Annotated in this window: 26 protein-coding genes; 12 read left to right on the top strand and 14 right to left on the bottom strand. The window is 65.0% G+C overall.

Going from position 1 to position 23,660, the window contains the following annotated elements:
- Window positions 1-2 precede the first annotated feature (2 nt).
- Together B597_RS35885 and B597_RS35880 are read right to left on the bottom strand one after the other, a co-directional pair.
- On the bottom strand, window positions 3-584 hold the full coding sequence (locus B597_RS35885) for a mechanosensitive ion channel family protein (protein ID WP_003295547.1): 582 nt from the start codon (window positions 582-584) through the stop codon (window positions 3-5).
- The gene (locus B597_RS35880) at window positions 581-2,491 is read right to left on the bottom strand and encodes an ATP-binding cassette domain-containing protein (RefSeq protein WP_003295545.1); all 1,911 of its coding nucleotides are present in this window, start codon (window positions 2,489-2,491) and stop codon (window positions 581-583) included. Before B597_RS35880 ends, B597_RS35885 begins: the two co-directional genes overlap by 4 nt.
- 67 nt (window positions 2,492-2,558) lie before the next feature.
- Between B597_RS35880 and B597_RS35875 the strand changes: the two genes are divergently transcribed.
- Entirely contained in the window at window positions 2,559-3,035 is a 477-nt protein-coding gene (locus tag B597_RS35875) for a TIGR02444 family protein (RefSeq protein ID WP_003295544.1), read from the top strand.
- On the opposite strand, the gene B597_RS35870 is transcribed toward B597_RS35875, so the two are convergent.
- From B597_RS35870 to B597_RS35830, 9 genes are all read right to left on the bottom strand, one after another.
- Window positions 3,011-3,781 carry an AlgP family protein gene (locus B597_RS35870; RefSeq protein WP_003295542.1) on the bottom strand — a complete coding sequence of 257 codons (771 nt, stop codon included), beginning with the start codon at window positions 3,779-3,781 and terminating at the stop codon, window positions 3,011-3,013. The two genes, B597_RS35875 and B597_RS35870, sit on opposite strands and share 25 nt — an antisense overlap.
- Before the next feature lie 107 nt (window positions 3,782-3,888).
- Entirely contained in the window at window positions 3,889-4,356 is a 468-nt protein-coding gene (locus B597_RS35865; protein ID WP_003295541.1) for an Rsd/AlgQ family anti-sigma factor, read from the bottom strand.
- Between the two features lie 253 nt (window positions 4,357-4,609).
- Window positions 4,610-5,101, bottom strand: coding sequence for a disulfide bond formation protein B (locus B597_RS35860; RefSeq protein ID WP_003295539.1), 492 nt, complete (start codon window positions 5,099-5,101; stop codon window positions 4,610-4,612).
- Window positions 5,102-5,207: 106 nt separating this feature from the next.
- Window positions 5,208-6,428 (bottom strand): heme biosynthesis HemY N-terminal domain-containing protein, encoded by a 1,221-nt coding sequence (locus tag B597_RS35855; protein ID WP_003295538.1) that lies wholly within the window; start codon window positions 6,426-6,428, stop codon window positions 5,208-5,210.
- A complete protein-coding gene (locus B597_RS35850) occupies window positions 6,425-7,597 on the bottom strand; it encodes a uroporphyrinogen-III C-methyltransferase (RefSeq protein ID WP_024162087.1) in 1,173 nt (390 codons plus the stop codon). Before B597_RS35850 ends, B597_RS35855 begins: the two co-directional genes overlap by 4 nt.
- A gap of 16 nt (window positions 7,598-7,613) precedes the next feature.
- Window positions 7,614-8,384: a uroporphyrinogen-III synthase gene (locus B597_RS35845; RefSeq protein WP_003295536.1), complete on the bottom strand. Its 771-nt coding sequence runs from the start codon at window positions 8,382-8,384 to the stop codon at window positions 7,614-7,616.
- Window positions 8,381-9,319 (bottom strand): hydroxymethylbilane synthase, encoded by a 939-nt coding sequence (hemC, locus tag B597_RS35840; protein WP_003295534.1) that lies wholly within the window; start codon window positions 9,317-9,319, stop codon window positions 8,381-8,383. The genes B597_RS35845 and hemC overlap by 4 nt, the downstream gene beginning before the upstream one ends.
- 154 nt (window positions 9,320-9,473) lie before the next feature.
- The gene (locus tag B597_RS35835; protein WP_003295533.1) at window positions 9,474-10,220 is read right to left on the bottom strand and encodes a LytR/AlgR family response regulator transcription factor; all 747 of its coding nucleotides are present in this window, start codon (window positions 10,218-10,220) and stop codon (window positions 9,474-9,476) included.
- A gap of 5 nt (window positions 10,221-10,225) precedes the next feature.
- Window positions 10,226-11,275, bottom strand: coding sequence for a sensor histidine kinase (locus tag B597_RS35830; RefSeq protein WP_003295532.1), 1,050 nt, complete (start codon window positions 11,273-11,275; stop codon window positions 10,226-10,228).
- Window positions 11,276-11,471: 196 nt separating this feature from the next.
- Between B597_RS35830 and argH the strand changes: the two genes are divergently transcribed.
- From argH to B597_RS35805, 5 genes are all read left to right on the top strand, one after another.
- The gene (gene argH / locus B597_RS35825) at window positions 11,472-12,866 is read left to right on the top strand and encodes an argininosuccinate lyase (protein ID WP_003295531.1); all 1,395 of its coding nucleotides are present in this window, start codon (window positions 11,472-11,474) and stop codon (window positions 12,864-12,866) included.
- Window positions 12,867-13,036: 170 nt separating this feature from the next.
- Window positions 13,037-13,564, top strand: a complete 528-nt coding sequence (locus tag B597_RS35820) for a hypothetical protein (protein ID WP_003295530.1) — start codon at window positions 13,037-13,039, stop codon at window positions 13,562-13,564.
- Window positions 13,565-13,633: 69 nt separating this feature from the next.
- Complete coding sequence (locus B597_RS46430) at window positions 13,634-14,068, top strand: hypothetical protein (RefSeq protein WP_024162086.1); 435 nt, start codon at window positions 13,634-13,636, stop codon at window positions 14,066-14,068.
- 205 nt (window positions 14,069-14,273) lie between these two features.
- Entirely contained in the window at window positions 14,274-14,519 is a 246-nt protein-coding gene (locus tag B597_RS35810) for a TIGR02647 family protein (protein WP_024162085.1), read from the top strand.
- Window positions 14,520-14,642: 123 nt separating this feature from the next.
- A complete protein-coding gene (locus tag B597_RS35805; protein ID WP_003295525.1) occupies window positions 14,643-17,465 on the top strand; it encodes a class I adenylate cyclase in 2,823 nt (940 codons plus the stop codon).
- A 108-nt stretch (window positions 17,466-17,573) separates the two neighbouring features.
- On the opposite strand, the gene rnk is transcribed toward B597_RS35805, so the two are convergent.
- Complete coding sequence (gene rnk / locus B597_RS35800) at window positions 17,574-17,978, bottom strand: nucleoside diphosphate kinase regulator (RefSeq protein ID WP_003295523.1); 405 nt, start codon at window positions 17,976-17,978, stop codon at window positions 17,574-17,576.
- A 160-nt stretch (window positions 17,979-18,138) separates the two neighbouring features.
- Window positions 18,139-18,471, bottom strand: a complete 333-nt coding sequence (gene cyaY, locus B597_RS35795; RefSeq protein ID WP_003295521.1) for an iron donor protein CyaY — start codon at window positions 18,469-18,471, stop codon at window positions 18,139-18,141.
- A 189-nt stretch (window positions 18,472-18,660) separates the two neighbouring features.
- Here cyaY and lptM point away from each other — a divergent pair, with 189 nt between their 5' ends.
- Genes lptM through B597_RS35765 form a run of 6 tightly spaced genes read left to right on the top strand, consistent with a single transcriptional unit; the run spans window position 18,661 to window position 23,255 of the window.
- The gene (lptM, locus tag B597_RS35790; protein ID WP_003295520.1) at window positions 18,661-18,801 is read left to right on the top strand and encodes an LPS translocon maturation chaperone LptM; all 141 of its coding nucleotides are present in this window, start codon (window positions 18,661-18,663) and stop codon (window positions 18,799-18,801) included.
- Window positions 18,802-18,813: 12 nt separating this feature from the next.
- On the top strand, window positions 18,814-20,061 hold the full coding sequence (gene lysA, locus B597_RS35785) for a diaminopimelate decarboxylase (protein ID WP_003295518.1): 1,248 nt from the start codon (window positions 18,814-18,816) through the stop codon (window positions 20,059-20,061).
- Between the two features lie 10 nt (window positions 20,062-20,071).
- Complete coding sequence (gene dapF, locus B597_RS35780) at window positions 20,072-20,902, top strand: diaminopimelate epimerase (protein ID WP_003295515.1); 831 nt, start codon at window positions 20,072-20,074, stop codon at window positions 20,900-20,902.
- Window positions 20,899-21,591, top strand: coding sequence for a DUF484 family protein (locus B597_RS35775; protein WP_003295513.1), 693 nt, complete (start codon window positions 20,899-20,901; stop codon window positions 21,589-21,591). Before dapF ends, B597_RS35775 begins: the two co-directional genes overlap by 4 nt.
- A 60-nt stretch (window positions 21,592-21,651) precedes the next feature.
- Complete coding sequence (gene xerC / locus B597_RS35770; RefSeq protein WP_003295511.1) at window positions 21,652-22,557, top strand: tyrosine recombinase XerC; 906 nt, start codon at window positions 21,652-21,654, stop codon at window positions 22,555-22,557.
- The gene (locus tag B597_RS35765) at window positions 22,554-23,255 is read left to right on the top strand and encodes an HAD family hydrolase (protein WP_003295509.1); all 702 of its coding nucleotides are present in this window, start codon (window positions 22,554-22,556) and stop codon (window positions 23,253-23,255) included. Before xerC ends, B597_RS35765 begins: the two co-directional genes overlap by 4 nt.
- 75 nt (window positions 23,256-23,330) lie before the next feature.
- Here B597_RS35765 and sutA read toward each other — a convergent pair whose 3' ends face one another.
- Entirely contained in the window at window positions 23,331-23,660 is a 330-nt protein-coding gene (gene sutA, locus B597_RS35760; protein WP_003295508.1) for a transcriptional regulator SutA, read from the bottom strand.

Genomic DNA, 23,660 nt, shown 5'->3' with positions numbered 1-23,660 from the left:
TATTACTCGTTGGGGTTACGGTTGAAGAGTTGCACTTCGCTGCCACGCCAGCGGCGCACGGCTTTCTGGAAGAACAGGCTGTTGGGTACTTGCACGATGGCGCCGGTACCCGCCTCGGCCACTTCTTCCAAAGTGGTGTAGAGCAGATTGATATCGATGACGCGCCCCTTGACGATCGGCTTGTCGAACGCCTCGACGATCTCCACCACGTCACCCAGGCGGAACGGACCGACAGTCAGGATCAGCACCGCGCAAAGCAGGTTGGACAGTACGCTCCAGATCGCGAAGAAGGCGATCGCTGCCACCGCGACGAAACCGGAAATGGCCGTCCACAGTACGGTGGCGGAAACCCCGAAGCGCTCCAGCACCATGATCAGCGCGCCGCCCATGATGAACCAGCGGATGCCGCCGCGCACCGGCAGCAGGAGTTCGGGCGGCAACGGGTAGCGTGACGACAGGCGGGTCAACCCGCGTGCGACCAGACGCTGCAGCACGTACCCCACCAGCAGGATCAGCACTACCTGCAGGCCCAGCACCCACTGCAGTCGCCATTCCTCGACCAGGGAAAACCACGGCTCGCTCATGCACTGGCCTCCAGCTGTGCCTGCAGGCTTTCCAGGGTTTCCAGCGCTTCCAGCCAGGCCTCCTCCAGTTCGCCTTCGCGCACCTTCAGCTCGGCCTGCCGGGCCAGCAGCTCGCGCAACTCATCCCGGCGTGCCGCTTCGTAGAGCGCGCTGTCACCCAGGCTCGTCTCGAGCACGGCCAGTTTTTCGTGCACCGTCGCCAGGTCCTTCTCCAGCTTGTCCGCCTGGCGCTTGTGCGGCGCCAGCTGCTGGCGCAGTGCGGCGGCAGCCTGACGCTGGGCGCGCTTGTCGGTCTTGTCCGCCGCAGGCTCGCCGCTTTCCACGGGTTGCTGGCGCGCCCGGTAATCCACCAGCCAGCGCGCATAATCCTCGAGATCGCCATCGAAGTTCCGGACCTGGCCGTCGGCGACCAACAGGAACTCGTCGGTGGTGCTCTTGAGCAAGTGACGGTCGTGGGATACCACCAGCACAGCGCCCTCGAAATCCTGCAAAGCCAGGGTCAGTGCCAGGCGCATCTCCAGATCGAGGTGGTTGGTCGGTTCGTCGAGCAGCAGCAGGTTGGGTTTGCCCCAGGCGATCAACGCCAGCGCCAGGCGTGCCTTCTCGCCGCCGGAGAAATTCAGCACCGGCTCCTCGCAGCGCTCGCCGCGGAAATCGAAGCCACCGAGAAAGTCGCGCAGGGTCTGCTCGCGCTCGCTGGCGGCGATGCGTTGCAGATGCAGCAGCGGGCTGGCCTTGGGGTCGAGCGAGTCCAGCTGGTGCTGGGCGAAGTATCCGACCACCAGGTTTTCACCACGCTGCAGACGACCGGCGATGGGTGCGAGCTCAGCGGCGAGGGTCTTGATCAGGGTCGACTTGCCGGCGCCATTGGGACCCAGCAAACCGATGCGGGCGCCAGGTACCAGCTGCAACTTGACCTTTTCCAGCACCACCTTCTCGCCATAGCCGAGCCGTCCTTCGGCCAGATCGAGCAACGGGCTGGACACCTTGTCCGCCTCGCGAAAGCGGAAGTCGAACGGCGAATCCACATGTGCCGGCGCCAGCTCTTCGAGACGCTCCAGCGCCTTGATCCGGCTCTGGGCCTGGCGCGCCTTGGTCGCCTGGGCCTTGAAGCGGCGGATATAGCTTTCCATGTGGGCGCGCTGCGCCTGCTGCTTCTCGAAGGCTTGCTGCTGTTGCGCCAGACGCTCGGCGCGGGTTCTTTCAAAGGCCGAGTAGCCGCCGCGGTAGAGCGTCAGCTTGCGCTGTTCCAGATGGATGACGTGATCGACCACCGAGTCGAGGAAGTCGCGGTCGTGGGAAATCAGCAGCAAGGTGCCGGGGTAGCCCTTGAGCCAGTCCTCCAGCCAGAGGATGGCATCGAGATCGAGGTGGTTGGTCGGTTCGTCCAGCAGCAGCAGATCCGACGGGCACATCAGTGCCTGCGCCAGGTTCAGGCGCATGCGCCAGCCCCCGGAGAAGCTGCTGACCGGCAGCGTCATCTGCTCGTTGGCAAAGCCCAGCCCGGCGAGCAGCTTGCGCGCACGGGCATCGGCGCTATAGCCATCGGCGCTGTCCAGCTCGGTATGCAGACGGGCCAATGCGTTGCCATCATGTGCCTGCTCGGCGGCGGCAAGCTCGCGCTGAATGCGGCGCAGCTCGACGTCACCATCGAGCACATAGTCCACGGCCAGACGATCGAGGGTATCGATCTCCTGGCGCATGTGCGCGATGCGCCAGTGTGGCGGCAACTGGCAATCGCCGCCATCGGGCACCAGCTCGCCACGCAGCAGGGCAAAGAGGGTGGATTTGCCAGCGCCATTGGCGCCGACCAGGCCGGCCTTCTGGCCGGGGTGCAGGGTCAGCTCGGCGCCTTCCAGCAGACGCTGGGGGCCACGCTGTAGAGTGAGATTGAGAAGTCGGATCATAATGCCGGCGAGTTTATCAGTTCGCCTGGAAAGCCAGCCGGACTGCCAACAAAAAAAGGTGCGCGCTATGTCGAACCCCAACCTGTGGACTTTTGCCCTCGCCTGCTATGCGCGGCCGGGCGTCGAAGCCGCCTGCCTGAAGCTGCAGAGCCAGGGCGCCGATATCTGCCTGCTGCTCTGCGCGACCTGGCTGCAAATGCGCGGCGTCGCCTACGATACGGATCGCCGGGACGCACTCGAGCAACGAGCCACGCCCTGGCGACAGCATGTGATTCAGCCATTGCGCGGATTGCGCCAGGACTGGCGTCCGCTGGCCGAGCAGGATGCTGCGCTGCACAAGCTGCGCGAAGCGCTCAAGACGCTGGAACTGGAGGCCGAGCGCAATCTGCTGGAGCGACTGCAGGCAGCGAGCAGCCAATGGCCGGCAGATGGCGGAACTGACGAGTGGCTGGACAGCCTGGCACCCGTCGACGGATGCCGCGCGGCGCTTGAGACGCTGCGCTGCGCGGCAGCCCAGACTCAGCTGGAACTGGATGACACCTGAGCACTGGCGGTACTGCGCTTGGCCGCCGGCTTGCGCACGGCCGGCTTGGCGGCAACGGGCTTTGCCGGGGTCTCCACGGCAGGTGCGGCAGCTTCGGCTGGCTGAGGCACCGAGGCGGCCTTGGCGCTACCGCTCGACCGGCTACGGGCTGGAGCCTTGCGCGCAGTTGACGGCTTGGCGGACGCATTTGCAGGAGCCTTGGCCGGGCTTTCAGCCACCGGCTTCTTGGCGGCTGTGGTCGTGGCAGGAGCCGTGCTCGTTTTGGCGGCGCTGGCAGCAGGCCTGGTGGCCAGTTTGCGCGCGGGCCGCCGCGGAGCCGCCGCGGGCTTGACGGCAGCTGGTTGCTGACGGCTTTGCAGCGCCTTGTCCGCCGCATCGGCTACCTGACGGATGCCCTGTGCCAGCTTGAGGCTCTCCTGCGCGTCATGCTTGAGCTCAGCCAGATAGGTCAGTGTCTCGCTCTGGCGAGCCTGCAGCAGCGCGAGCGATTCCTCGAGTTCGGTGTGTCGCGTGCGAGCCTTGGCCTGTGCCTTGGCCTTGCCGGCGCTACCCGCTTCGTCCAGCTTGGCGCGGGCCTTGGTCAGCTTGTCCTGCGCTTTGCCTCTTTGCTTCTGCAGCTTGGCGAGGGTGTTTTCGGCATCCCTGATCGCCTGGCTGCACGCCTTGTCGAGATGTTCGATGAGACTGTGGGAAAGCTGCTGCAACAAATGCAGCGGAGTAGTAACCGACTTCTTCTTAGCGGGCATGAAGGTGCCTCCTGGCAGGAACAGTGCACCCATACTAGACGGCCCGCGTTGCGGCCGCCAGCCGCCGCGGGGCAGCCGGTGGCAACACTGGAGCGGGACCAGAAGCCTCAGGCGGTGGTAGCGGCAGCCTGCGTGTGCGCGGTGTGCAGCACTTCGATCAGGCAGTCTTCCAGCTCGAAGCGCTCGTGCAGCAGTTGACCCAATTGCTTGAGCTCGTCGCTCAACCCCGGGCTACCCAGGCAATCACCCTTTTCGCAGCGATCATTGAAGCCAAGCGCGACCTGGGTGATGGTTTCGATACGCGGATAGATCTGCTTGGCCAATTCGATGGCCCGCAGATCGCCGAAGGCCTCGGCCTCGGCCAGCAACTGCTCGTAAATCTCGAAGTGGCCGGCCGAGACATAGTCGACCAGATACTCGCAGAAGCGCTGAAGAGCCAGGCGAGCGGCTTCGTCGCGCTCGGTATGCAAACCGTCGTATGCGCTGATCAATGCATGGCGCTCGTGCAACCAGCGATCGATCAGAAGATGTACACCACCCCAGCGTTCCTGGGCATTGCGACAGCTCTCGAGCATGATGACCTCACTTCCCTAATCGATGATGCTTTGTACGCCATTCCGAGACGTTTTTTTGTCTTTCGGTATCGGCCCCGGGTGAGTGGCGGCAGCGAATGGCAAGAATCCGTCACCGCAGGAGCAGACTATGCCGCGGCGCTCGATGCATCAAGCGAAATGCCTACGAATCTCACCAGCACGCAGCGCCAGCTGCACGTCCATGAGAAGACCCTGCGAGCGCAGCAGGAGTTCGATGCAGGAAGGTAAAGATGGCTCAGTCGCGGCGCAGTATCTGCCAGCTACAGACGATGGCCATGCCGATGAAGGCCAACAGGCTCCACTCGGGGATGCTGAGCCCCAGCATCGTCCAGCTTACTTCGGCGCATTCGGCGGTGCCGTGCAGCACCAGGCGGGCAATATCCTGAAACGGAAGCGCCTCCATCATGTATTCCAGGCTCGGCAGGCAGCTCGGCAACTGATCGGCCGGCACGCTCTGCAACCAGATCTGGCGAATCGCCGTGGCGCTGCCGAACAACACGAACAGCAGGCCGAAGCCGGCATAGACGCGTCGACCGATCCTTGCCGGGCCGTGAATCGCAGCCGCCAGGCAGACCAGCCCGAAGGCGATCACGCAGATGCGCTGGACGATGCACAGCGGGCATGGCGCCAACCCCATCGCGTGCTCCATGTAGAGCGCAACGGCGATCAACAGCGCACATGCGACAGAGGCGAGAAGGAACAGGGAACGGGGGCTGGCCAGGCGCATGGTGGCTCCGCAAGCTGGAAAAGTCCGCTACGGTAGTGGAAACGGCGATTGTCTTACAAGCGGCGCGAAGGCGTCAGGCCCGCACCTTGCGGACCTGACGTACCCATCACGGGGTGGTGGGGAGATTGCGATCGAGCAGACCGACGCCCTGCTGGAAGAGCCGGTTGCTGCTTTCGGTATCGCCCAGCTGTCCCAGCAAACGCGCAAGCTCGGCATAGGTCTGCGGACGATGATCGAAGCGCAGGCTCGCCTCCAGATAGTCACGCGCCTTGCCCCACAGTTCGTTGCGCTGGCTGATCCGCCCCAATGCCAGTAACAGCACCGGATTCTGCGGGTGATCCTTGAGCCAGCCTTCGGCATGGGCGAGCTGCCGCGCCGGCTCCCGGCCCGGCACCCGTCCATACCGTTCCACCAAGCGGTCGTCGAACTGGCGCTTGATCGCTGCGTACAGCACTTCCTCAGCCTTGGCCTGGGCACCCAGGCGAGATAACCCGTCGGCATAGGCCCCCACGACCAGGGCTTCGCCACGCAGCGCGCTGGGTACCGTCTGCCAACGCTGATTCAGCGCCTCGATGCCAGCCTCGGCAGACGACTCGGACGGCTGTCCGGCCTGCTCGACCGCGGCGGTCCAGGCGAGCAGCTCGAGCTCGCTCAGGCGTGCCGGCGGCAGCACGCGATGCTTGCGCAGCTCCGGCAGCAGCCTGCACAGCGCCGGCCAATCCTGCAGCTGCACGTAGAGCTGCTGGAGCAACGTGAGAACGTACGGGTGACGCGGGTGTTCGTTCTGCAGCTCGCTGAGCGATGCGCGCGCTTCGACATACTGGCCACGGGCGATCTGCAGCTGCGCCTGGGTCAGACCGATCGCCAGCGCCGCCTCGGGCTCACGCTCACGTGCCTTCTGCAGCAACTCATCGCTCTGCGCATATTCGCCCAGCTCGTTGGCCGCCCGCGCTGCGCCCAGATAGTGAACCAATGGCTGGCGATCTTTCTCTGCCGCCAGTTGCAGATGACCGAGCGCCGGCCCCCACTGACCTTCGGCAAGCTCGCGCAGGCCGAGGCGTGACGCCTTCTCCACCCGCCGCGCACGGTGGCGCCTCGACCAGGGGTTGACCAGCGCCCCGGACACCTGCAACAACCCAAGCAACCAGTGCACGGCCATCGCCAGCAGCCAGAGGCAGCCAACCAGTGCGAGGAAGACCCAGAAGCTCGACTCGTAGCGGAACCGGTCGTAGGTAATCAGTACATAACCGGCGCTCTGGCTGATCGCCCAGCCGAGCAAGCCTGCAACCGCAAGCAGAACAATGAGTACCAGGGCCAGACGTTTCATGAGCGCTGGGCCTCCTGCGCCTCGTTTTCCGTCTCAGGCTTTGGCGTCGGCGACTCGGGAACGAGTCCATCCGCGCCGCGCTCACGCTTCTGTACATAGCCCTGCAGGGCCTGCAGCGCGGGCGTTAGGTCGGGCAGCGTCACCTCCACTTCGCGTTGCGCGAGCGTCTCGAGGCGCTCGCGCAGGCCGCGGGCCTGGCCGTTGTCACCGCTGAAATGATCCTCGAGCAATGCGCTCGCCTGTTCGAGCGACTGGCGATAGACCTTGGCATTGCCGTTGAGCACCGCCCACTGCGCCTGCTCGATGGCCAGCGACAAGGCCAGACGCACCTGCCCCAGCGTCTGTCCGGCGAGCAGCGGCTTCACGTCGGCACTGGCATCGAAATCCACCCGCACGTAACGCGTCAGCTCGTTCAACCAGCGCTGCCAGCGATTGTCCTGCGCACCTTCAGGCAGCGCCGCACCATTGACGAACTCCGGTGCCAGCGCGCTGAGCTGGCTGCTCTGCCCGCGTAGCGCGCCGAGCTGCAGGAACAAACCGGTCCGGTCGAGTTCCGGCAGGCTGCGCAGCGCCTCGAGCCCCTCCAGCAGCTTCTGCCGCGTACCGTACGCAGCAGGATCGTCCTGTTTCTGCAGAATCAGGTCGGCTTCGTGCACCAGCATTTCGGCACTCTTCACGTCCTGCATCGCCGACAGCTGCAACATGGCCATGCGCAGCAGGTGTTCGGCCTCGGCCAGACGCCATTCTTCGCGACTGGCGCCGAGCACCTGCTCCACACGGCCGGAAAGACGCTGCTGGTCGCTCTGCAACGCGCCCAGCAGGCGCCGCCGCTCTTCCAGCTCACTGGCCGACGGCAGTTGCTCCAGGCGCCCCAGACGTGCGGCCAGCTGACGCTCGCGCTCGGCCAGTTGGCGGGTCTGTTCACCGGCGCTCTGCAGCGCTTCGAGCTGACGATCTTCCTGAGCACCGAGTTGCTGCAACTGCCATATCGCATAGCCGCCGAGCGCTACACCGCCCAGGCCTACCAGCAGCGCCAGCGATGCCAGCAACGGCTTTGCGCCTGCATTGGGAGACGGTCTGGAAGGGGCGGGCTTGGTAGGCTCGACGGCGGGAGCCGGCTCACTGGCGGGGGGTTGCAGCGGTTCTTTCTTGGAATCTGCTTCGCTCACGTTTCCATCCTTTGCATCAGGAAGCGGCCTGCGCGGTTTCCCGCAAGGCCGCCAGCAAGGCCGCGGCTCCGGCGCCACGGCAATCCACAATTCGTTTGGCGCCCAACTGGCGGGCCATCTCCGCTACCCGAGGGCTGGGCACGAACAAGGGTAGCTCAAGCAGTTCGGGCCAGGTATCGGCTGCCAACTCACGCAGCGACAACAAACCCTGCCCACTGCTGACCACCAGGCCGTTGAGCCGTTCCGAGCGAACGGTGCCTGCCAGCGCTCCCGGCGGGTAGTCAGGCAGGGTGCGGCGGTAGAGTTCAAGGATATCCACCTGGACGCCACGCCCGCGCAACGTCTCGGCAAGGAGCTCGCGCCCGCCCTCGCCGCGCAGAATCAGCACCTTCGGATCCGGCCTGGCCAGCGCCTGCTCGAGGCGCGGCAGCGCCAGCAGCGCCTCGCTGTCGTCGCCGAGCGACGGCCAGCTGACATCCAGCCCGTAATCTTCGAGGATCGCCCCGGTGGCGGCACCGACACTGAACCAGGCCTGACCGAACGGCGGCTGCGGCCAGTATCGGTCGAGTAGCTCGAGACCCAGGCGCGCGGCAGGCTTGCTGACCACGATGACGGCGCAATAGCGATCCAGATCGAGCATCGTCGCCCGCTGCCCGGCGGTCTCCGACAGGGGTTCGATCGCCAGCAGCGGCAGGCTCGCGCTGTGCACACCGGCCTCGGCCAGGATAGCCGTCAGTGCCACACACTCCTCGGCGGGCCGGGTCAGCAACAGGCGCCAACCGGTCACGCGTGACCAGCCTCACCGTACACCGCCTGGAGAATCTGCTCGGCACCCTGGGCGAGCAGGGCTTCAGCGACCTGCACGCCGAGTGCCTCGGCATCGGCGACCGGTGCGCGGCCTTCGGCCCGCAGCAACAAGGTGCCGTCGGGTTGCCCCACCAGCCCGCGCAGCCACAACTGCTCGCCTTCGAGCACCGCGTAACAGGCGATCGGCACCTGGCAGCCGCCGTTCAGCCGCTTGTTCAGCGCGCGTTCGGCGGCGACGCGGGTGGCGGTCTGCGCATCGTTCAGACAGGCCAGCAGCTGGTGCAGCTCGCTGTCTCCGGTACGGCACTCGATCCCCACCGCACCCTGACCGCCGGCCGGCAGGCTCTCGTCGACACCGAGACTGGAACGGATGCGCTCGCCGAAGCCAAGACGAATCAGCCCCGCAGCAGCAAGAATGATCGCGTCATATTCGCCGGCGTCGAGTTTGGCCAGGCGCGTATTGACGTTGCCACGCAGGAACTGGATCTTCAGGTCCGGCCGACGCGCCAGCAGTTGCGCCTGACGGCGCAGGCTGGAGGTGCCGACCACGCTGCCGGGCGGCAGCGCGTCCAGGCTGTCGAAGTGATTGGAGACGAACGCATCACGCGGGTCTTCGCGTTCGCAGATGCAGTACAGGCCCAGTCCTTCGGGGAACTCCATCGGCACATCCTTCATGGAATGCACGGCGATGTCCGCCTGATTCTCCAGCAGCGCCGTTTCCAGTTCCTTGACGAACAGCCCCTTGCCCCCGATTTTCGCCAGCGGTGCGTCGAGCAACTTGTCGCCACGGCTGACCATCGGCACGAGACTGACTTTCAGCCCGGGGTGCGACGTTTCCAGGCGCGCCTTGACGTATTCGGCCTGCCACAGGGCCAGGGCACTCTTGCGGGTGGCGATGCGAATTTCGCGAGACATGGGCAATTCCAGAACAATGAATTGCCGGCGATGATAACAGGCCGGACAACCAGCCTGGGTTGGCCGGAATCAAGTAAAGGGTGGTGTAGCGCCACCGCGCGGAGCCCGCCAGTTGCTCGAGCTGACGGCCACCTGCGCAGGGAACCGTGCTGGCTCAGAGGTTCTGCATCAGCTTGCGCACACCCGCCACATGCCGGCGGCTCACCGTCAGCGCCTCGCCTTCGAGGCCCTTGAGGAACAGCTGGAAATGCCCGAGCGGCGTGCGTTGCAGGCGCTCGATGCGATCACGGAACACCAGCGCATTGCGATGGATGCGCACGAAGCGATCACCGAATTCGTCCTCCAGGGATTTCAGCGGTTCATCCAGGAGCACCTCGCCACCGGCATGGCGCAAGGTGACGTACTTGTGGTCGGCGATGAAGTAGATCACCTGGTCCAGCGGAATCAGCTCGATGCCCTTGCGCGTCCGCGCACTGATATGGCTGCGTGGCCCGCCGCCGGATACCGCCGCCGGCCGGGTCAACGCGGCGAGCTGCACCCGGTTCGGCCGCTCGGCCTTCTTCAGCGCCTCGGAGAGGTGCTCCGGGCGCACTGGCTTGACCAGGTAGCCAACCGCGCTGACCTGGAACGCCTCCAGGGCAAATTCATCATGGGCCGTACAAAAGATCACGGCAGGCGGCGCATCCGTCTCGCAAAGCCTGGCTGCAACCTGCAGGCCATCCAGCCCCGGCATGCGGATATCCAGCAGCACGACATCAGGGCGCAGTTCCTCGATCAGCCTCAATGCTTCTTCGCCATTGCTGGCGGCGGGTTCGAGGACTCGGTAGCCGTCGAGGTCACCTACCAGTCGGCTGAGGCGCTCGCGGGCTAGAGGTTCGTCATCGACAATCAGGACATTCATATAGATCAGGCTTCCTGCGTTTGTCTCGCACATGGATAGCGTAGACATGTGTAATGGCGGCCTTCACGGCGCTCCACGCTGAGACTCGCTAGCGGACCGAAAAGTGCCGCTAATCGTGCGTCGATGTTCTGCAGCCCCTGGCGCGTACCGCGTGATGCCTGCGCTTGAGCGGATTCATCGAAAGGGTTGCTGACCACCAATCGAAACACGCCACCGACATAATCGGCGGTTACGCTGACCACCCCACCCTCGATCCGCGGCTGTATGCCGTACACCAGTGCATTCTCCAGCAGAGGCTGCAGCGTGAGCTGCGGTATCGGCAGGTCGTCCGGCACGCCGTCGACCTTCCAGTCCATCTGCAGGCGATCTCCCAGACGATACTGTTCGATCGACAGATAGCGCCGCGACAGCTCCAGTTCGTCGCGCCAGGCCACGAGCGTGCCGGGCCGCGCCAGGCTCGCGCGAAACAGGTCGGACAGATCCAGCACTGCCTGCTCGGCCTTGTTCGGGTCGGTCGCCACCAGGCTGGCGATACTGTTGAGGCTGTTGAACAGGAAGTGCGGTCGAATGCGCGCCTGCAGTGATTCGATCCGCGCGCGCAGCTCGGCCTGTTCCTGACGGCGCCATTGGCTCTGCAGATAGAAATAGCGTAGCAGCAGCCCCGACATGATCAGGCTGATCAGCGCATGGCGCAGGTAAAGATTGGCCTCGCCCTGGCGCGACAGCGGGCCGCCGAGCTGATAAATGTCGGCCACGGCGGTGCAGGCAAGGGTCAGCCCGACCACCAGCGTGCAGCAGGCAAGCCCTGCTATCGCCGCGCCGAGCCGCGCCAGCAGAGGACGTAGCAGGCACATGGTGCCGGCCGAGAGCAGGACGATCCACTGCACGAACAGCGAGGTCAGCGCCAGCCGCATCCAGTTGAAGCCGGGCTGCATCGGCTCGGCCAGCACCAGCACGAATACCAGCAGTTCGGCGAGCAGGACCAGGCCGAGCAAGGCATCGGGCTGACATAGCTCGGGCACGAAAAAGTCATCGGATACGGCAGTGGATTTCACACGATTCAGCCTGTCGGTTCGCCTGCCTGGCAGTTTCCTTGCCGACTTGCACAACGGCAAGCCGAGCGCTCGTGGACAGGCTCGCAATCGTGCGGATTTGCCAGCCAGCTCACCCTTCGCGGTGGGCACGCCCTCAGCGTCATCCCTGTTATCATCGTCGCCTTTCCTCAGCCTTCGGATTTCAGCGAGCGCATACATGAGCACCGACAAGACCAACCAGTCCTGGGGCGGCCGTTTCAGCGAGCCCGTCGACGCCTTCGTCGCCCGATTCACCGCCTCCGTCGAGTTCGACAAGCGCCTTTATCGCCACGACATCATGGGCTCGATCGCCCATGCCACCATGCTGGAAAAGGCCGGCGTGCTGAGTGCGGACGAGCGCGACCAGATCATCGCCAACCTGAAGGACATACAGGCCGAGATCGAAGCCGGCACCTTCGACTGGCGCGTCGATCTGGAAGACGTGCACATGAACATCGAGGCGCGCCTCACCGACCGCATCGGCGTGACCGGCAAGAAGCTGCATACCGGGCGCTCGCGCAACGACCAGGTGGCCACCGACATCCGCCTCTGGCTGCGCGATGAGATCGACGTGATTCTCGGCGAGATCACCCGTCTGCAGCAGGGCCTGCTGGGCCTGGCGGAAGCCGAAGCCGACACCATCATGCCCGGCTTCACCCATCTGCAGACCGCACAGCCGGTGACCTTCGGCCATCACCTGCTGGCCTGGTTCGAAATGCTCTCGCGTGACTATGAGCGCCTGGTCGATTGCCGCAAGCGCACCAACCGCATGCCACTGGGCTCGGCGGCGCTAGCCGGCACCACCTACCCGATCCAGCGCGAGATCACCTGCGAACTGCTGGGCTTCGAAGCGATCTCCGGCAACTCGCTGGACGGCGTCTCCGACCGCGACTTCGCCATCGAATTCTGCGCTGCTGCCTCGTTGGCGATGATGCACCTGTCGCGCTTCTCCGAAGAGCTGGTGCTGTGGACCAGCGCGCAGTTCCAGTTCATCGACCTGCCCGACCGCTTCTGCACCGGCTCCTCGATCATGCCGCAGAAGAAGAACCCGGACGTGCCGGAACTGGTGCGCGGCAAGAGTGGCCGCGTATTCGGCGCGCTGACCGGTCTGCTGACCCTGATGAAGGGCCAGCCGCTGGCCTACAACAAGGACAACCAGGAAGACAAGGAGCCGTTGTTCGACGCCGCCGACACCCTGCGCGACAGCCTGCGTGCGTTCGCCGATATGGTTCCGGCGATCCGACCGAAGCGCGAGATCATGCGCGAGGCGGCGCTGCGCGGCTTCTCCACCGCCACGGACCTGGCCGACTACCTGGTGCGCAAGGGCCTGCCCTTCCGCGACTGCCACGAGATCGTCGGCCACGCGGTGAAGTACGGCGTCGAGAGCGGCAAGGACCTGGCCGAGATGAGCCTCGACGAACTGCGCCGGTTCAGCGACCAGATCGGCGACGACGTCTTCGCCGTGCTGACCCTGGAAGGCTCGGTGAACGCCCGCGACCACATCGGCGGTACCGCGCCAGCTCAGGTCCACGCCGCGGTCAAGCGTGGCCAGGAACTGCTCGCCGGTCGCTGATGGTCCGCTCCTGGCAGCGGGGCGCCGCAGTGATCCTGCCGATGCCTGCCCCGCTGCCGCCCTCGCTACCGACCGCCGAGTCGCCGGCCGGAACTCTCGGGCATTACGCTTGACCTACATGCAGCCGGCGGCAAATTGCAGCCGCGCCTCCCGTACTCATCGAGGCCTGCATGACCGACCTGCGCACCCTGCTGCTGAACCAGGATACCCAGGGCGCCGAGCTCTTCGACTCGCCCAAGGAGCGCCTGGCGTTCTACCGTTCGGAAATCCATTTCGAATCCTCGCTGCTGGCCGAACGCACCAGTGCCTACATGTCCTCGCAGTCGTTCCTGATGATTGCCTTCGCTTCATCAATGGCCAATAGCAACCCGGAATGGGGCGAGCTGTTCCGCCTGGTGGTGCCGGCGATCCTCGCCGTGCTCGGCCTGACCACTTCGCTGCATGCCATGCCCGGCATCAAGGCCAACTTCGATGTCATCGAGCGCTGGCATCAGAAGCAGTCCGAACTGCTGCAGCTCGAAGGCCGAGTCGGCATGTTGCCGAACAACGAGTCGGCGCTGTTCGGCGAGGGCAGCAGCCCGGTCGGCGGACATCGTTACAAGCGCACCCTGCTGTTCTCGCTGCGCACGCCATTGATCTTCTCGCTGGTCTGGAGCGCATTTGGCGTACTGTGCCTGGCACTGAGCCTCATCGATTGAGGCGATATCGGCATGCATTATCCCGGCATCTGCCTGGTGGCTAGCCGCAGTCATACTCTGGAGCAACTCATGCGCGACCCAGACCGCCCACGCTATCGCATCGATGCTCATCGCCAAGCCGCTCATCGGCGGGTACGCTACGTCGAAACCAACCGACCGGATGATGGCAGCTGCACGATCTGCCAGCTCGACGAAGAGAATCCGGCACCGCACGACGAGAAACCCGCCATGGCGCAAGACATGCCCAGCAGCGACGAAGATGAAGCCTTCGCCGAATCCACTCTGATCCAGGCTATCGAGAACCAGCTGGAAGCAGGCGATCCGCCCGCCACCCAGGCGACCCTGAACAAGCTGACCCTGGTCGGCTATGAGCGCGATGAAAGCCTGCAGATGATGGCACTGGTCCTGGCCCATGAAATCCGCAGCATGCTCAGTGAGGACCGCCCCTTTGATGGCGAAGCCTACGAGAGCATGTTGCGCAATCTGCCGGAGTTGCCCGAATAGGACCTTCAACGCGCCGCAGAAGCGCATGGGACGCAGCCAGGTCGAGCGCCCCACTGCGGAGGAAAGCACGCCGCCCGAACCGGACCTGCGGTTGGTACCGATGCTGCGCACCTCCTCCTCCGGACCGGACCTGGATCAAGGCGAAGTCGCCGACAGCAACTACACTCAGCACACAGGGCAAGAGCCCACCACCCGAGGAGCGAGCATGTCGTACACCCCTGAGTTGGTCGCCGAACTGGAAGTCCTTCGACAGTTCAATCTGGAAAATCTGCAGGAAGGGCTGAAGGTGCATCACGATGCCAGCCCATCCACCATTGCCGCTTTCGGGCGCCTGCATGCCAAGGGCCTGATCACGCAGGCCGATGGCGGCTATCTCACCAGCCTCGGTCGCGATGCGGCCGAACAGGCGCAAACGCTGCTGACCATCCTGTCGGAAACCGCTGCCGCCTGATTGCTTCGGTTGCTCCGGGCGGGAAAGGAGGCCTGCGCCGGGCGACGAGTGACAGCTTTTGCAACCTCAAGGCCTGCGTCCGGCGGCCGATGAACAGGGTCCGCCTCGCCTGCACGAACCGCCATGACCCGCACCCAGCACATCATCCATCCGATTCTCGAAGAAGGCATCGATCGCAAGGTGCTGAGCGCGCTGCGGGCGCGATTCCTCGCAGTCAACAGTGCACGCCTGGCGCGGGCCGCACAGGCTATGTCGACACGCCAGCAGCAGGTACTCAAGCTGTTGCCCCTGTTGTTTCACGTCAATCATCCGATCCTTCCCGGCTATGTCTCGGCCACTACGCCCGCCGGGCTCGCCAACTACGAGCCGGATGCCGATCAGTTGGCAGAAGTGCAGCGTCTCAGCCGCTCGTTCATCTACAAGCCACTGCGCGGCAAGGCGCCCCAGCCGATCCTCGGGCTTTATCTCATGGGCAGCCTGGGCACCGTGGCACAGGACGAACACAGTGATCTGGACGTCTGGGTCTGTCACGACCCGGAACTGGATGCCAGGCAGATAGCGGAGTTGCGCCGCAAATGCGATGCGCTGCGAAGCTGGGCAGCCACTCAGGGCAGCGAGGCACACTTCTTCCTGGTCGATCCGCAGCGTTTCACTCAGGGCCAGCGTGAAGCCAAGCTGACATCCGATGACTGCGGAACCACGCAGCATTATCTCTTGCTGGACGAGTTCTACCGTACCGCGCTCTGGCTCGGTGGTTGTACCCCGCTCTGGTGGCTGGTGCCCGACTATGAAGAGCATCGCTACGATGAGTACGTGGCCACCCTGCTGGCCAAGCGTTTCGTTCGCGCAGACGAAGTACTCGACCTGGGCCACCTTGGCCAGATCCCGCCGGGTGAGTTTGTCGGTGCCGGCCTCTGGCAGCTCTACAAGGCCATCGACTCGCCCTACAAATCCCTGTTCAAGCTGCTGCTGGTGGAGGTCTATGCCAGCCGGCACCCGCAGCTACGCTGCCTGGCGCTGGATTTCAAGCAGGCGGTCTACCAGGGCCGCATCGAACTGGAGCAACTCGACCCGTACATCGCCGCCTACCGGGCCATCGAGCACTATCTCGGCGAACGCGGCGAACGCGAGCGCCTGGAGCTGGCACGCCGTTGCCTGTATCTGAAAATCAATCGCCCTCTCAGCCGGCCGCCACTCAACCGCAACAAGAGCTGGCAGCGGACCGTGCTCGAAGGCCTGACTCGCGACTGGCAGTGGGACGAACGACAGTTCAACCTGCTCGACAACCGCAGCCGTTGGAAGGTGCGCCAGGTCAGCCAGGAGCGTCGCGCACTGGTCAACGAACTGACCTACGGCTACCGTTTTCTCAGCGACTTCACCCGCCGCCTGCAGGCGGCCAGCCCGCTCACCAGTCGCGACCTCGGCGTACTGGGTCGCCGCCTGTACGCCGCCATCGAGCGCAAGGCCGGCAAGGTGGAGTTCGTCAACCTCGGCATTTCCCCGGACATGAGCGAGGACAGTCTGACCCTCGTGCACGACTACGATGCAGCAGGGGATGCGCGCTGGACGCTCTATCAGGGCCAGCTCACGGTCCTCGAGCTGGCCCACTTCGCGCCCCTCAAACGCTTTCGTGAGCTGGTCGCGCTGCTTGCCTGGGGTCATCGCAACGGGGTGATCGACGCAGGTACCCAGCTGTCGCTGTTCCCCGGTGACAGTGGCCTGAGCGAAGCAGAACTGTTCTCGCTGCTAAGCGATCTGCGCCGCGTGCTGCCCCTGCCGCTGGCACCGGTTGGCGAAGAGGCGCTGCTGGCTGCCAGCAGGCCCAGCCGCGTGCTCTTGCTGGTCAACATCGGCCTGGACCCGACGCTGCTCACACCGGAGCAGCCAGCGAGCGCCGAGCAGGCCACCCGGAACGCAACGCCGGAAAATCTCGTGCTGAGCGTGGACCAGATCACTCTCAATAGCTGGAACGAGCTGCTGGTAACCCGCTACGAAGGTCCGCAGGCGCTGCCCCAGTGCCTGCGCGACTACCTGAGCCACTCATGGAGCGCAGCAGAACCGCCACTGCAGGTGTTCTGCTTCGCCCGCAACCGCGGCCAGGCCATCGCCCGCCGGATGGAGCAGATTTTCCATGATGCATACCACAGCCTCGCCGGCTCACCTCGCGCACGCCACCTGCTGCAGATCCGCCAGCACTTCCATGTCCTGCAACGCGCCGACGACACGCTGCGACTGACAAGCCTGAACGACCGCGAGGCATTGCTCGAACACCTCGCCGAGGCACATCATGCATTCAGCCCGCTGCTGCTCGATAGTCGGGCGCTGGCCGGTGACGAACTGGCGCTGATCCTCGCCCAGGGGCGTCCGGGCTGCCTGCAGGTGTTCTATCGCAAAACCGGCGAGACGGCGGCTCTGAGCGTACTCGACGAGTGCAACGCACTGTGGCACCAGACATTGCCCTATCGCGACGAACGCACGCTACTCAAGCCGCTGATGCGCTTTCTCGAGTCGGTATTCTACCGACGCCGGGCCCAGCAGCCGAGCCCGGTTCCGGAGGCGGCAGATCCGGAAGTGCTCATCTACCGCATCAGGCCGGGCAACGATACGCAGCCACTTCAGCTGGAGCGACGCCCGGTACCGCAGGGCGAAGTGAGCGACCCGTTCTACGATGTGCAGGCCATTGTCGAAGCCGGCGAAAGCGGTCGCTCGCAGGTCACGCTGTACTGCAACCAGCAGGAATTCTCCGGGCTGGAGTATGGCGCCGATCTATTCGCCGCCGTGGCCCGCACCATCATTTCGCACCGCCGTGATGGCGAGCGCTACCCCTGCTACATTACCGACCTGGACCTCTCAGGCCTGCATGGAACCGGGCGCAGCCAGACGGTGCAGTACCTGCGCTACAAGTCACGGCTGGAAGCTGCGCTGAATTCGGCTATCAGGTACTGAGGACAGGAGCAGCAGTTTCCCAGGCGCCAGGATCGCCCTGCCGCAGCACTGCCGGCACCAGCCCGGCAAGCGTAACCAGCGGGCAGCTCATCGAGTGAACGGCGCGCCTCAGAACGGATCGCCCGCGGCCTCGGGCTGGTATTCGATGGCGAGCAGGGTGAGCTTGATCAGCTTGCCGGTCGGAGCCGGCCAGTCGATGTGCTGGCCGACGCTCATGCCGAGCAGGGCCGTACCCACCGGCGCCAGCACCGAAACGGTACCTTCCTTGCCGGCGTCGTGAGGATAGACCAGCGTAAGGTGGTAATCCTTGCCGCTGCCCTCGTCGAGGCAATGTACCCGCGAGTTCATGGTCACGACACCTGCCGGCATCTCGCTGCGTTCCACGATCTGCGCCCGCGACAGTTCCTGCTCGAGCGCCTCGGCGGCCGGACCGTAGTCGTCCAGGCTGTCAAGCAGCCGCTCGAGGCGCTGCAGGTCGAGTTGGGTAAGAATGATCGGCGGTGCACTGGTCATGGGTTCTGGCAAGCTCCTGCGAAAATCGAAAGGACGAAAAAAGCAAAACCCCGCCCGAAGGCGGGGTTTTGTGACCTGCGAAAGACACTATCACAGCAGCCCGAATAAGCAAGGCCCCTGCCTGCAGCCCGCGGATTTCGGGGCCTGCACACCGAAAGAGTCAGATATCCTCGAATTCCAGCGCCTCGCCGCCCTGCTCCAGCGTCACCCGTGAGAGCAGCTCGCCGAGCCGCTCGCCACTGGCATCGCACAGCCACAGCCGACTGCCTTCGTCGTAGTCGAAATGAAACCCGCCGGAGCGCGCCGCGACCCACAACTGGCGCAGCGCGGGCTGACGGCTGAGGATCAGCTGGCTGCCGTTGTCGAAGCGCACGGTCAGCACACCACCGGAGTTTTCAAGATCGACATCCAGGCTGGTGTCATCGAATACATCTTCGACACTCTCCTGCAAGGCATCGATCAGATCGTGGTAACGGGCTTCGCTCAGGCTCATGCAACACTTCCTCGAATTGTTCTGCAGGCGGCGCTGGCCGCACGCGATGGCGGCGAGCTTAGCAGGGCCCGGCCGGATCAGGCGAGTCGCCGGGCCTTGCAGCCGCCGTGTGGCGTGCAGCTCGCATAGGCAATCCGGCGGGTGCTGGGTATACTCCGGCGATTAGATTTTTCAAGGATTCCAGCCCTCATGAAGCGCCTCCTGCTTCCCTTCATCGCCCTCGCCGTCTTCGCCGCCGCGCTCAGCGGTTGTGGCCAGAAAGGTCCGCTGTACCTGCCAGACGACGAGAAAGCCGTCAAAGAACGTTCCAAAGACCGTTTCGAACTCTAAAGGAGGCTGTTCATGGAGGCCTTCTCGTACCGCGACGGTCAACTCTTCGCGGAGGGCGTGGCACTGCCCGCACTCGCGCAACGCTTCGGCACCCCGACCTACGTCTATTCCCGCGCCCACATCGAGGCCCAGTACCGGGCCTATGCCGATGCGCTGGATGGCATGCCGCACCTGGTCTGCTTCGCCGTCAAAGCCAACTCCAACCTCGGCGTGCTGAACGTACTGGCACGCCTGGGCGCGGGTTTCGACATCGTTTCGAGTGGCGAACTGGAGCGCGTGCTGGCCGCCGGCGGGCAGCCGGACCGTATCGTCTTCTCCGGCGTCGGCAAGACCCGCGACGACATGCGCCGCGCGCTGGACGTCGGTGTGCACTGCTTCAACGTCGAGTCCACCGACGAGCTGGAGCGCCTGCAGCAGGTCGCCGCCGAGCTCGGCAAAAAGGCGCCGGTGTCGCTGCGGGTCAATCCGGACGTGGATGCCGGCACCCACCCGTACATCTCCACCGGCCTGAAAGAGAACAAGTTCGGCATCGATATCGACAATGCCGAGGCAGTCTATACCCGCGCCGCCGAGCTGCCGAACCTGGACGTGGTCGGCGTCGACTGCCACATCGGTTCGCAGCTGACCAGCCTGCCACCCTTCCTCGATGCCCTCGACCGCCTGCTGGCGCTTGTCGATCGGCTCGCCGAACGAGGCATCCAGATTCGTCACCTTGACCTCGGTGGCGGCCTCGGCGTGCGTTACCGCGACGAGCAGCCACCGCTGGCGGGCGACTACATCCAGGCCGTGCGCCAGCGCATCGAAGGCCGCGGCCTGGCGCTGGTGTTCGAGCCGGGCCGCTCCATCGTCGCCAACGCCGGCGTGCTGCTGACCCGCGTGGAATACCTCAAGCACACCGCGCACAAGGATTTCGCCATCGTCGATGCGGCGATGAACGACCTGATCCGCCCCGCGCTGTACCAGGCCTGGATGAACGTGGTGGCGGTGCAGCCACACGAGGGCGATACGCGTCGCTACGACATCGTCGGACCGATCTGCGAGACCGGCGATTTCCTCGCCAAGGATCGCGAGCTGGCGCTGGTCGAAGGCGACCTGCTGGCGGTGTGTTCGGCCGGAGCCTACGGCTTCGTCATGAGCTCCAACTACAACACCCGCGGCCGCGCCGCCGAGGTGCTGGTGGATGGTGACCAGGCCTTCGAAGTGCGCCGTCGCGAGAGCGTTCAGGAGCTATACGCCGGCGAAAGCCTGCTGCCCACTTGAGGCCGAGATCATGCTTCTGCGCTTTACCAAGATGCACGGTCTGGGCAACGACTTCATGGTCATCGACCTGGTCAGCCAGCACGCGCACATCCAGCCCAAGCACGCCAAGCAGTGGGGTGACCGCCACACCGGCGTCGGCTTCGATCAGTTGCTGATCGTCGAGCCGCCGCAAAATCCGGACGTGGATTTCCGCTACCGCATCTTCAACTCCGACGGTTCGGAAGTGGAGCAATGCGGCAACGGTGCGCGCTGCTTCGCCCGTTTCGTGGTCGACAAGCGCCTGACCGTCAAGCGCCGGATCAAGGTCGAAACCAAGGGCGGCATCATCGAACTGGACATCCGCCCCGATGGCCAGATCCGCGTCGACATGGGCCCGCCGCGACTGGTGCCGGCCGAGATTCCGTTCCAGGCCGACCAGGAGGCCCTGAGCTATTCGCTCGAGGTCGATGGCCAGCGCGTCGAGCTGGCCGCCGTATCCATGGGCAACCCCCATGCGGTGCTGCGCGTCGACAACGTCGAACAGGCGCCGGTACACGAACTGGGCGCGAAGATCGAACATCACCCGCGCTTTGCGCAGCGAGTCAATGTTGGCTTCCTGCAGATCGTCGACCGCGCTCATGCCCGCCTGCGGGTATGGGAACGCGGGGCCGGAGAGACCCAGGCCTGCGGCACCGGCGCCTGCGCCGCCGCTGTCGCGGCAATACGCCAGGGCTGGATGGACTCGCCGCTGCAGATCGAGCTGCCGGGTGGCCGTCTGTCCATCGAATGGGCAGGTCCGGGACAGCCGGTTATGATGACCGGTCCCGCCGTTCGCGTATTTGAAGGACAGGTTCGCCTATGACCGACCAGACCCAGGGCAGCACACCGCTACCCGACGCCGAAGCCGTCGCCGCCTACCTGCGCGCCCATCCGGAATTCTTCGTCGACCATGACGAGCTGATCCCGGAACTGCGCATCCCCCACCAGCCGGGCACCGCGGTGTCCCTGGTGGAGCGCCAGGTCAAGTTGCTGCGCGAGCGCAATATCGAGATGCGCCATCGGCTTTCGCAGTTGATGGACGTGGCACGCGACAACGACCGCCTGTTCGACAAGACCCGCCGCCTGGTGCTCGACCTGCTCGACGCCAGCAGTCTGGAAGAAGTGGTCGGTGCGGTGGAGGACAGCCTGCGCCATGAGTTTCAAGTGCCCTACGTCAGCCTGATCCTGTTCAGCGAAGCGACGCTGCCGGTCGGGCGCTGCGTCAGCATCGGCGAGGCCAAGCAGAGCATCGGTGGACTGCTCGACGGTGGCAAAACCATCTGCGGCGTGCTGCGTCCCCACGAACTGAGCTTCCTGTTCGGCGAGGACGGCGGCAGTGTCGGCTCCGCCGCCGTGGTCAGCCTGAACAGCCAGCTGGGCGTGCTGGCCATCGGCAGCCCGGACCCGCAGCACTACAAGAGCTCGCTGGGCACGCTGTTCCTCGGCTACATCGCCGAAGTACTGACCCGCGTCCTGCCACGCTTCGCCATGCCGCTGCGGTCGGTGCGCTGAAGCAGCTGCACGCTGCAAGAACGCAGCGCAGGCCAAACGCTTTTACTGGGAGCTTGTAGCTTGACGCTTGCCGCTGCCCTCGACGCCTATCTCGAATACCTGCGCAGCGTCCGGCAGCTGTCGGGCCATTCGCTGGACGGCTACCGCCGCGACCTGCTCAAGCTGCTGGCCTTCTGCGAGCGCGAGCGGATCGACGACTGGCGCGCACTGCAAAGCCGCCACCTGCGCCAGCTGGTCGCCGAGCTACATCGCCAGGGCCAGTCCAGCCGCAGCCTGGCGCGCCTGCTGTCGTCGGTACGCGGCCTGTATCGCTATCTCAATCAGGAAGGTATCTGTCAGCACGACCCGGCCGCCGGGCTATCCGCACCGAAGGGTGAACGCCGCCTGCCGCGCCTGCTGGATACCGACCGCGCCATGCAGCTGCTCGACGGCGGTGTCGAGGACGACTTCATCGCCCTTCGCGACCAGGCGATGCTCGAGCTGTTTTATTCCTCCGGCCTGCGACTATCGGAACTGGTCGGCCTGAACCTCGACCAGCTCGACCTCGGCGCGGGCCTGGTACGGGTACTCGGCAAGGGCAGCAAGGTGCGTGAGCTTCCGGTCGGGCGCAAGGCCCGCGAAGCGCTGCAGGCCTGGCTGCCATTGCGGGCGCTGGCCAACCCTCCCGACGGTGCCGTATTCGTCGGCCAGCAGGGCCGCCGTCTCGGCGCGCGCGCCGTGCAGCTGCGGGTGCGCCAGGCGGGCGTGCGCGAGCTCGGCCAGCACCTGCATCCACACATGCTGCGCCACAGTTTCGCCAGCCACCTGCTGGAGTCCTCCCAGGACCTGCGCTCGGTGCAGGAACTGCTCGGCCATGCCGACATCGGTACCACGCAGATCTACACCCACCTGGACTTTCAGCATCTGGCCAAGGTCTACGACCAGGCGCATCCGCGCGCCAAGCGCAAGCAGGACACTGACACATGAACATTCGCCTGATCACTTTCGACCTGGACGATACCTTCTGGGAAACCACACCGGCCATCCAGAGCGCGGAGACAGCGCTGCGCGACTGGTTGGCCGCGCACGCACAGCGCCTGGGTGAATTTCCCGTCGAGGCGCTGGGCGCGATACGCCGCATGCTGGTGGAGCGGGAACCCGCGCTGCGCCACCGCATCAGCGAGCTGCGCCGACGCATTCTGCAGCACACGCTGCGGGACGCCGGGTATCCGGGCGACGAAGCGGACGAACTGGCCGAACGCGCGTTTCAAGTGTTTCTCGACGCGCGCCACGAGGTCCAGATATTCCCGGACGTGCAGCCCACCCTGGAATTTCTCGCCAATCACTACACCCTCGGCGTGATCACCAACGGCAATGCCGACGTGCGCCGCCTGGGCCTGGCCGATTACTTCCAGTTCACCCTGTGCGCCGAGGAGCTGGGTGTCGGCAAGCCCGACCCGCACCCGTTCCAGCAGGCCCTGCGCCTGGGCGATGCACGCCCCGAACAGGCGGTGCACATCGGCGATCACGCCCTGGATGACATCGCCGGGGCACAGCAGGCCGGTCTTCGCGCGATCTGGTTCAACCCGAAGCGGATCGCCTGGTCGCACGATTACCGAGCCGACGCCGAGATCCAGAGCCTCGCCGAGCTTCCCAAGCTGCTGCTCGACTGGCGCAGTGCCTGAGCAACGAGCCCGGGTTATCCCGAATACGAACAAGCCCGCCTGATGGCGGGCTTGTTCGTTTGCGTAATCCGTGGCTCAGATAGGGCGGCTGCCGTACTTGCTATCCGGCTTCTTCGGCGGGTCGGCGACGACATTGGGCTCGACTTCCTGCACGCGGCCACCTCGTGCCAGAAACTCCTCCATGGCCCGCGCCAGCGCCTCGCGCTCTTTCTGCTTGGCTTCCAGGCTCGGCAGCTCGTCCGGCTCGGCGGCCTTGGCCTTGGCTTTCTTGGCCGGCGTGGCGCGCTCGCTGTCGGTGCCCTCGTCATCGAGGCTGTCGTCGCCGTCATCGGCAGCGTTCAGCTCCTCGCCTTCTTCCTCGTCGCTCACGTCCAGATCGTCTTGTTCGAGTTCTTCGTCGCTCAT

This window comes from Stutzerimonas stutzeri KOS6 (assembly GCF_000307775.2).
Taxonomy (GTDB): domain Bacteria; phylum Pseudomonadota; class Gammaproteobacteria; order Pseudomonadales; family Pseudomonadaceae; genus Stutzerimonas; species Stutzerimonas stutzeri_B.
The sequence above is the reverse complement of the archived record's forward strand: the minus strand, read 5'-3'. Positions and strand labels throughout refer to the sequence as shown.

Coding starts and splice junctions, on each gene's coding strand:
- B597_RS35885 (WP_003295547.1), bottom strand. CDS start 584: ATGAGCGAGCCGTGGTTTTCCCTGGTCGAGGAATGGCGACTGCAGTGG.
- B597_RS35880 (WP_003295545.1), bottom strand. CDS start 2,491: ATGATCCGACTTCTCAATCTCACTCTACAGCGTGGCCCCCAGCGTCTG.
- B597_RS35875 (WP_003295544.1), top strand. CDS start 2,559: ATGTCGAACCCCAACCTGTGGACTTTTGCCCTCGCCTGCTATGCGCGG.
- B597_RS35870 (WP_003295542.1), bottom strand. CDS start 3,781: ATGCCCGCTAAGAAGAAGTCGGTTACTACTCCGCTGCATTTGTTGCAG.
- B597_RS35865 (WP_003295541.1), bottom strand. CDS start 4,356: ATGCTCGAGAGCTGTCGCAATGCCCAGGAACGCTGGGGTGGTGTACAT.
- B597_RS35860 (WP_003295539.1), bottom strand. CDS start 5,101: ATGCGCCTGGCCAGCCCCCGTTCCCTGTTCCTTCTCGCCTCTGTCGCA.
- B597_RS35855 (WP_003295538.1), bottom strand. CDS start 6,428: ATGAAACGTCTGGCCCTGGTACTCATTGTTCTGCTTGCGGTTGCAGGC.
- hemC (WP_003295534.1), bottom strand. CDS start 9,319: ATGTCTCGCGAAATTCGCATCGCCACCCGCAAGAGTGCCCTGGCCCTG.
- B597_RS35835 (WP_003295533.1), bottom strand. CDS start 10,220: ATGAATGTCCTGATTGTCGATGACGAACCTCTAGCCCGCGAGCGCCTC.
- argH (WP_003295531.1), top strand. CDS start 11,472: ATGAGCACCGACAAGACCAACCAGTCCTGGGGCGGCCGTTTCAGCGAG.
- B597_RS35820 (WP_003295530.1), top strand. CDS start 13,037: ATGACCGACCTGCGCACCCTGCTGCTGAACCAGGATACCCAGGGCGCC.
- B597_RS46430 (WP_024162086.1), top strand. CDS start 13,634: ATGCGCGACCCAGACCGCCCACGCTATCGCATCGATGCTCATCGCCAA.
- B597_RS35810 (WP_024162085.1), top strand. CDS start 14,274: ATGTCGTACACCCCTGAGTTGGTCGCCGAACTGGAAGTCCTTCGACAG.
- B597_RS35805 (WP_003295525.1), top strand. CDS start 14,643: ATGACCCGCACCCAGCACATCATCCATCCGATTCTCGAAGAAGGCATC.
- rnk (WP_003295523.1), bottom strand. CDS start 17,978: ATGACCAGTGCACCGCCGATCATTCTTACCCAACTCGACCTGCAGCGC.
- cyaY (WP_003295521.1), bottom strand. CDS start 18,471: ATGAGCCTGAGCGAAGCCCGTTACCACGATCTGATCGATGCCTTGCAG.
- lptM (WP_003295520.1), top strand. CDS start 18,661: ATGAAGCGCCTCCTGCTTCCCTTCATCGCCCTCGCCGTCTTCGCCGCC.
- lysA (WP_003295518.1), top strand. CDS start 18,814: ATGGAGGCCTTCTCGTACCGCGACGGTCAACTCTTCGCGGAGGGCGTG.
- dapF (WP_003295515.1), top strand. CDS start 20,072: ATGCTTCTGCGCTTTACCAAGATGCACGGTCTGGGCAACGACTTCATG.
- B597_RS35775 (WP_003295513.1), top strand. CDS start 20,899: ATGACCGACCAGACCCAGGGCAGCACACCGCTACCCGACGCCGAAGCC.
- B597_RS35765 (WP_003295509.1), top strand. CDS start 22,554: ATGAACATTCGCCTGATCACTTTCGACCTGGACGATACCTTCTGGGAA.
- sutA (WP_003295508.1), bottom strand. CDS start 23,660: ATGAGCGACGAAGAACTCGAACAAGACGATCTGGACGTGAGCGACGAG.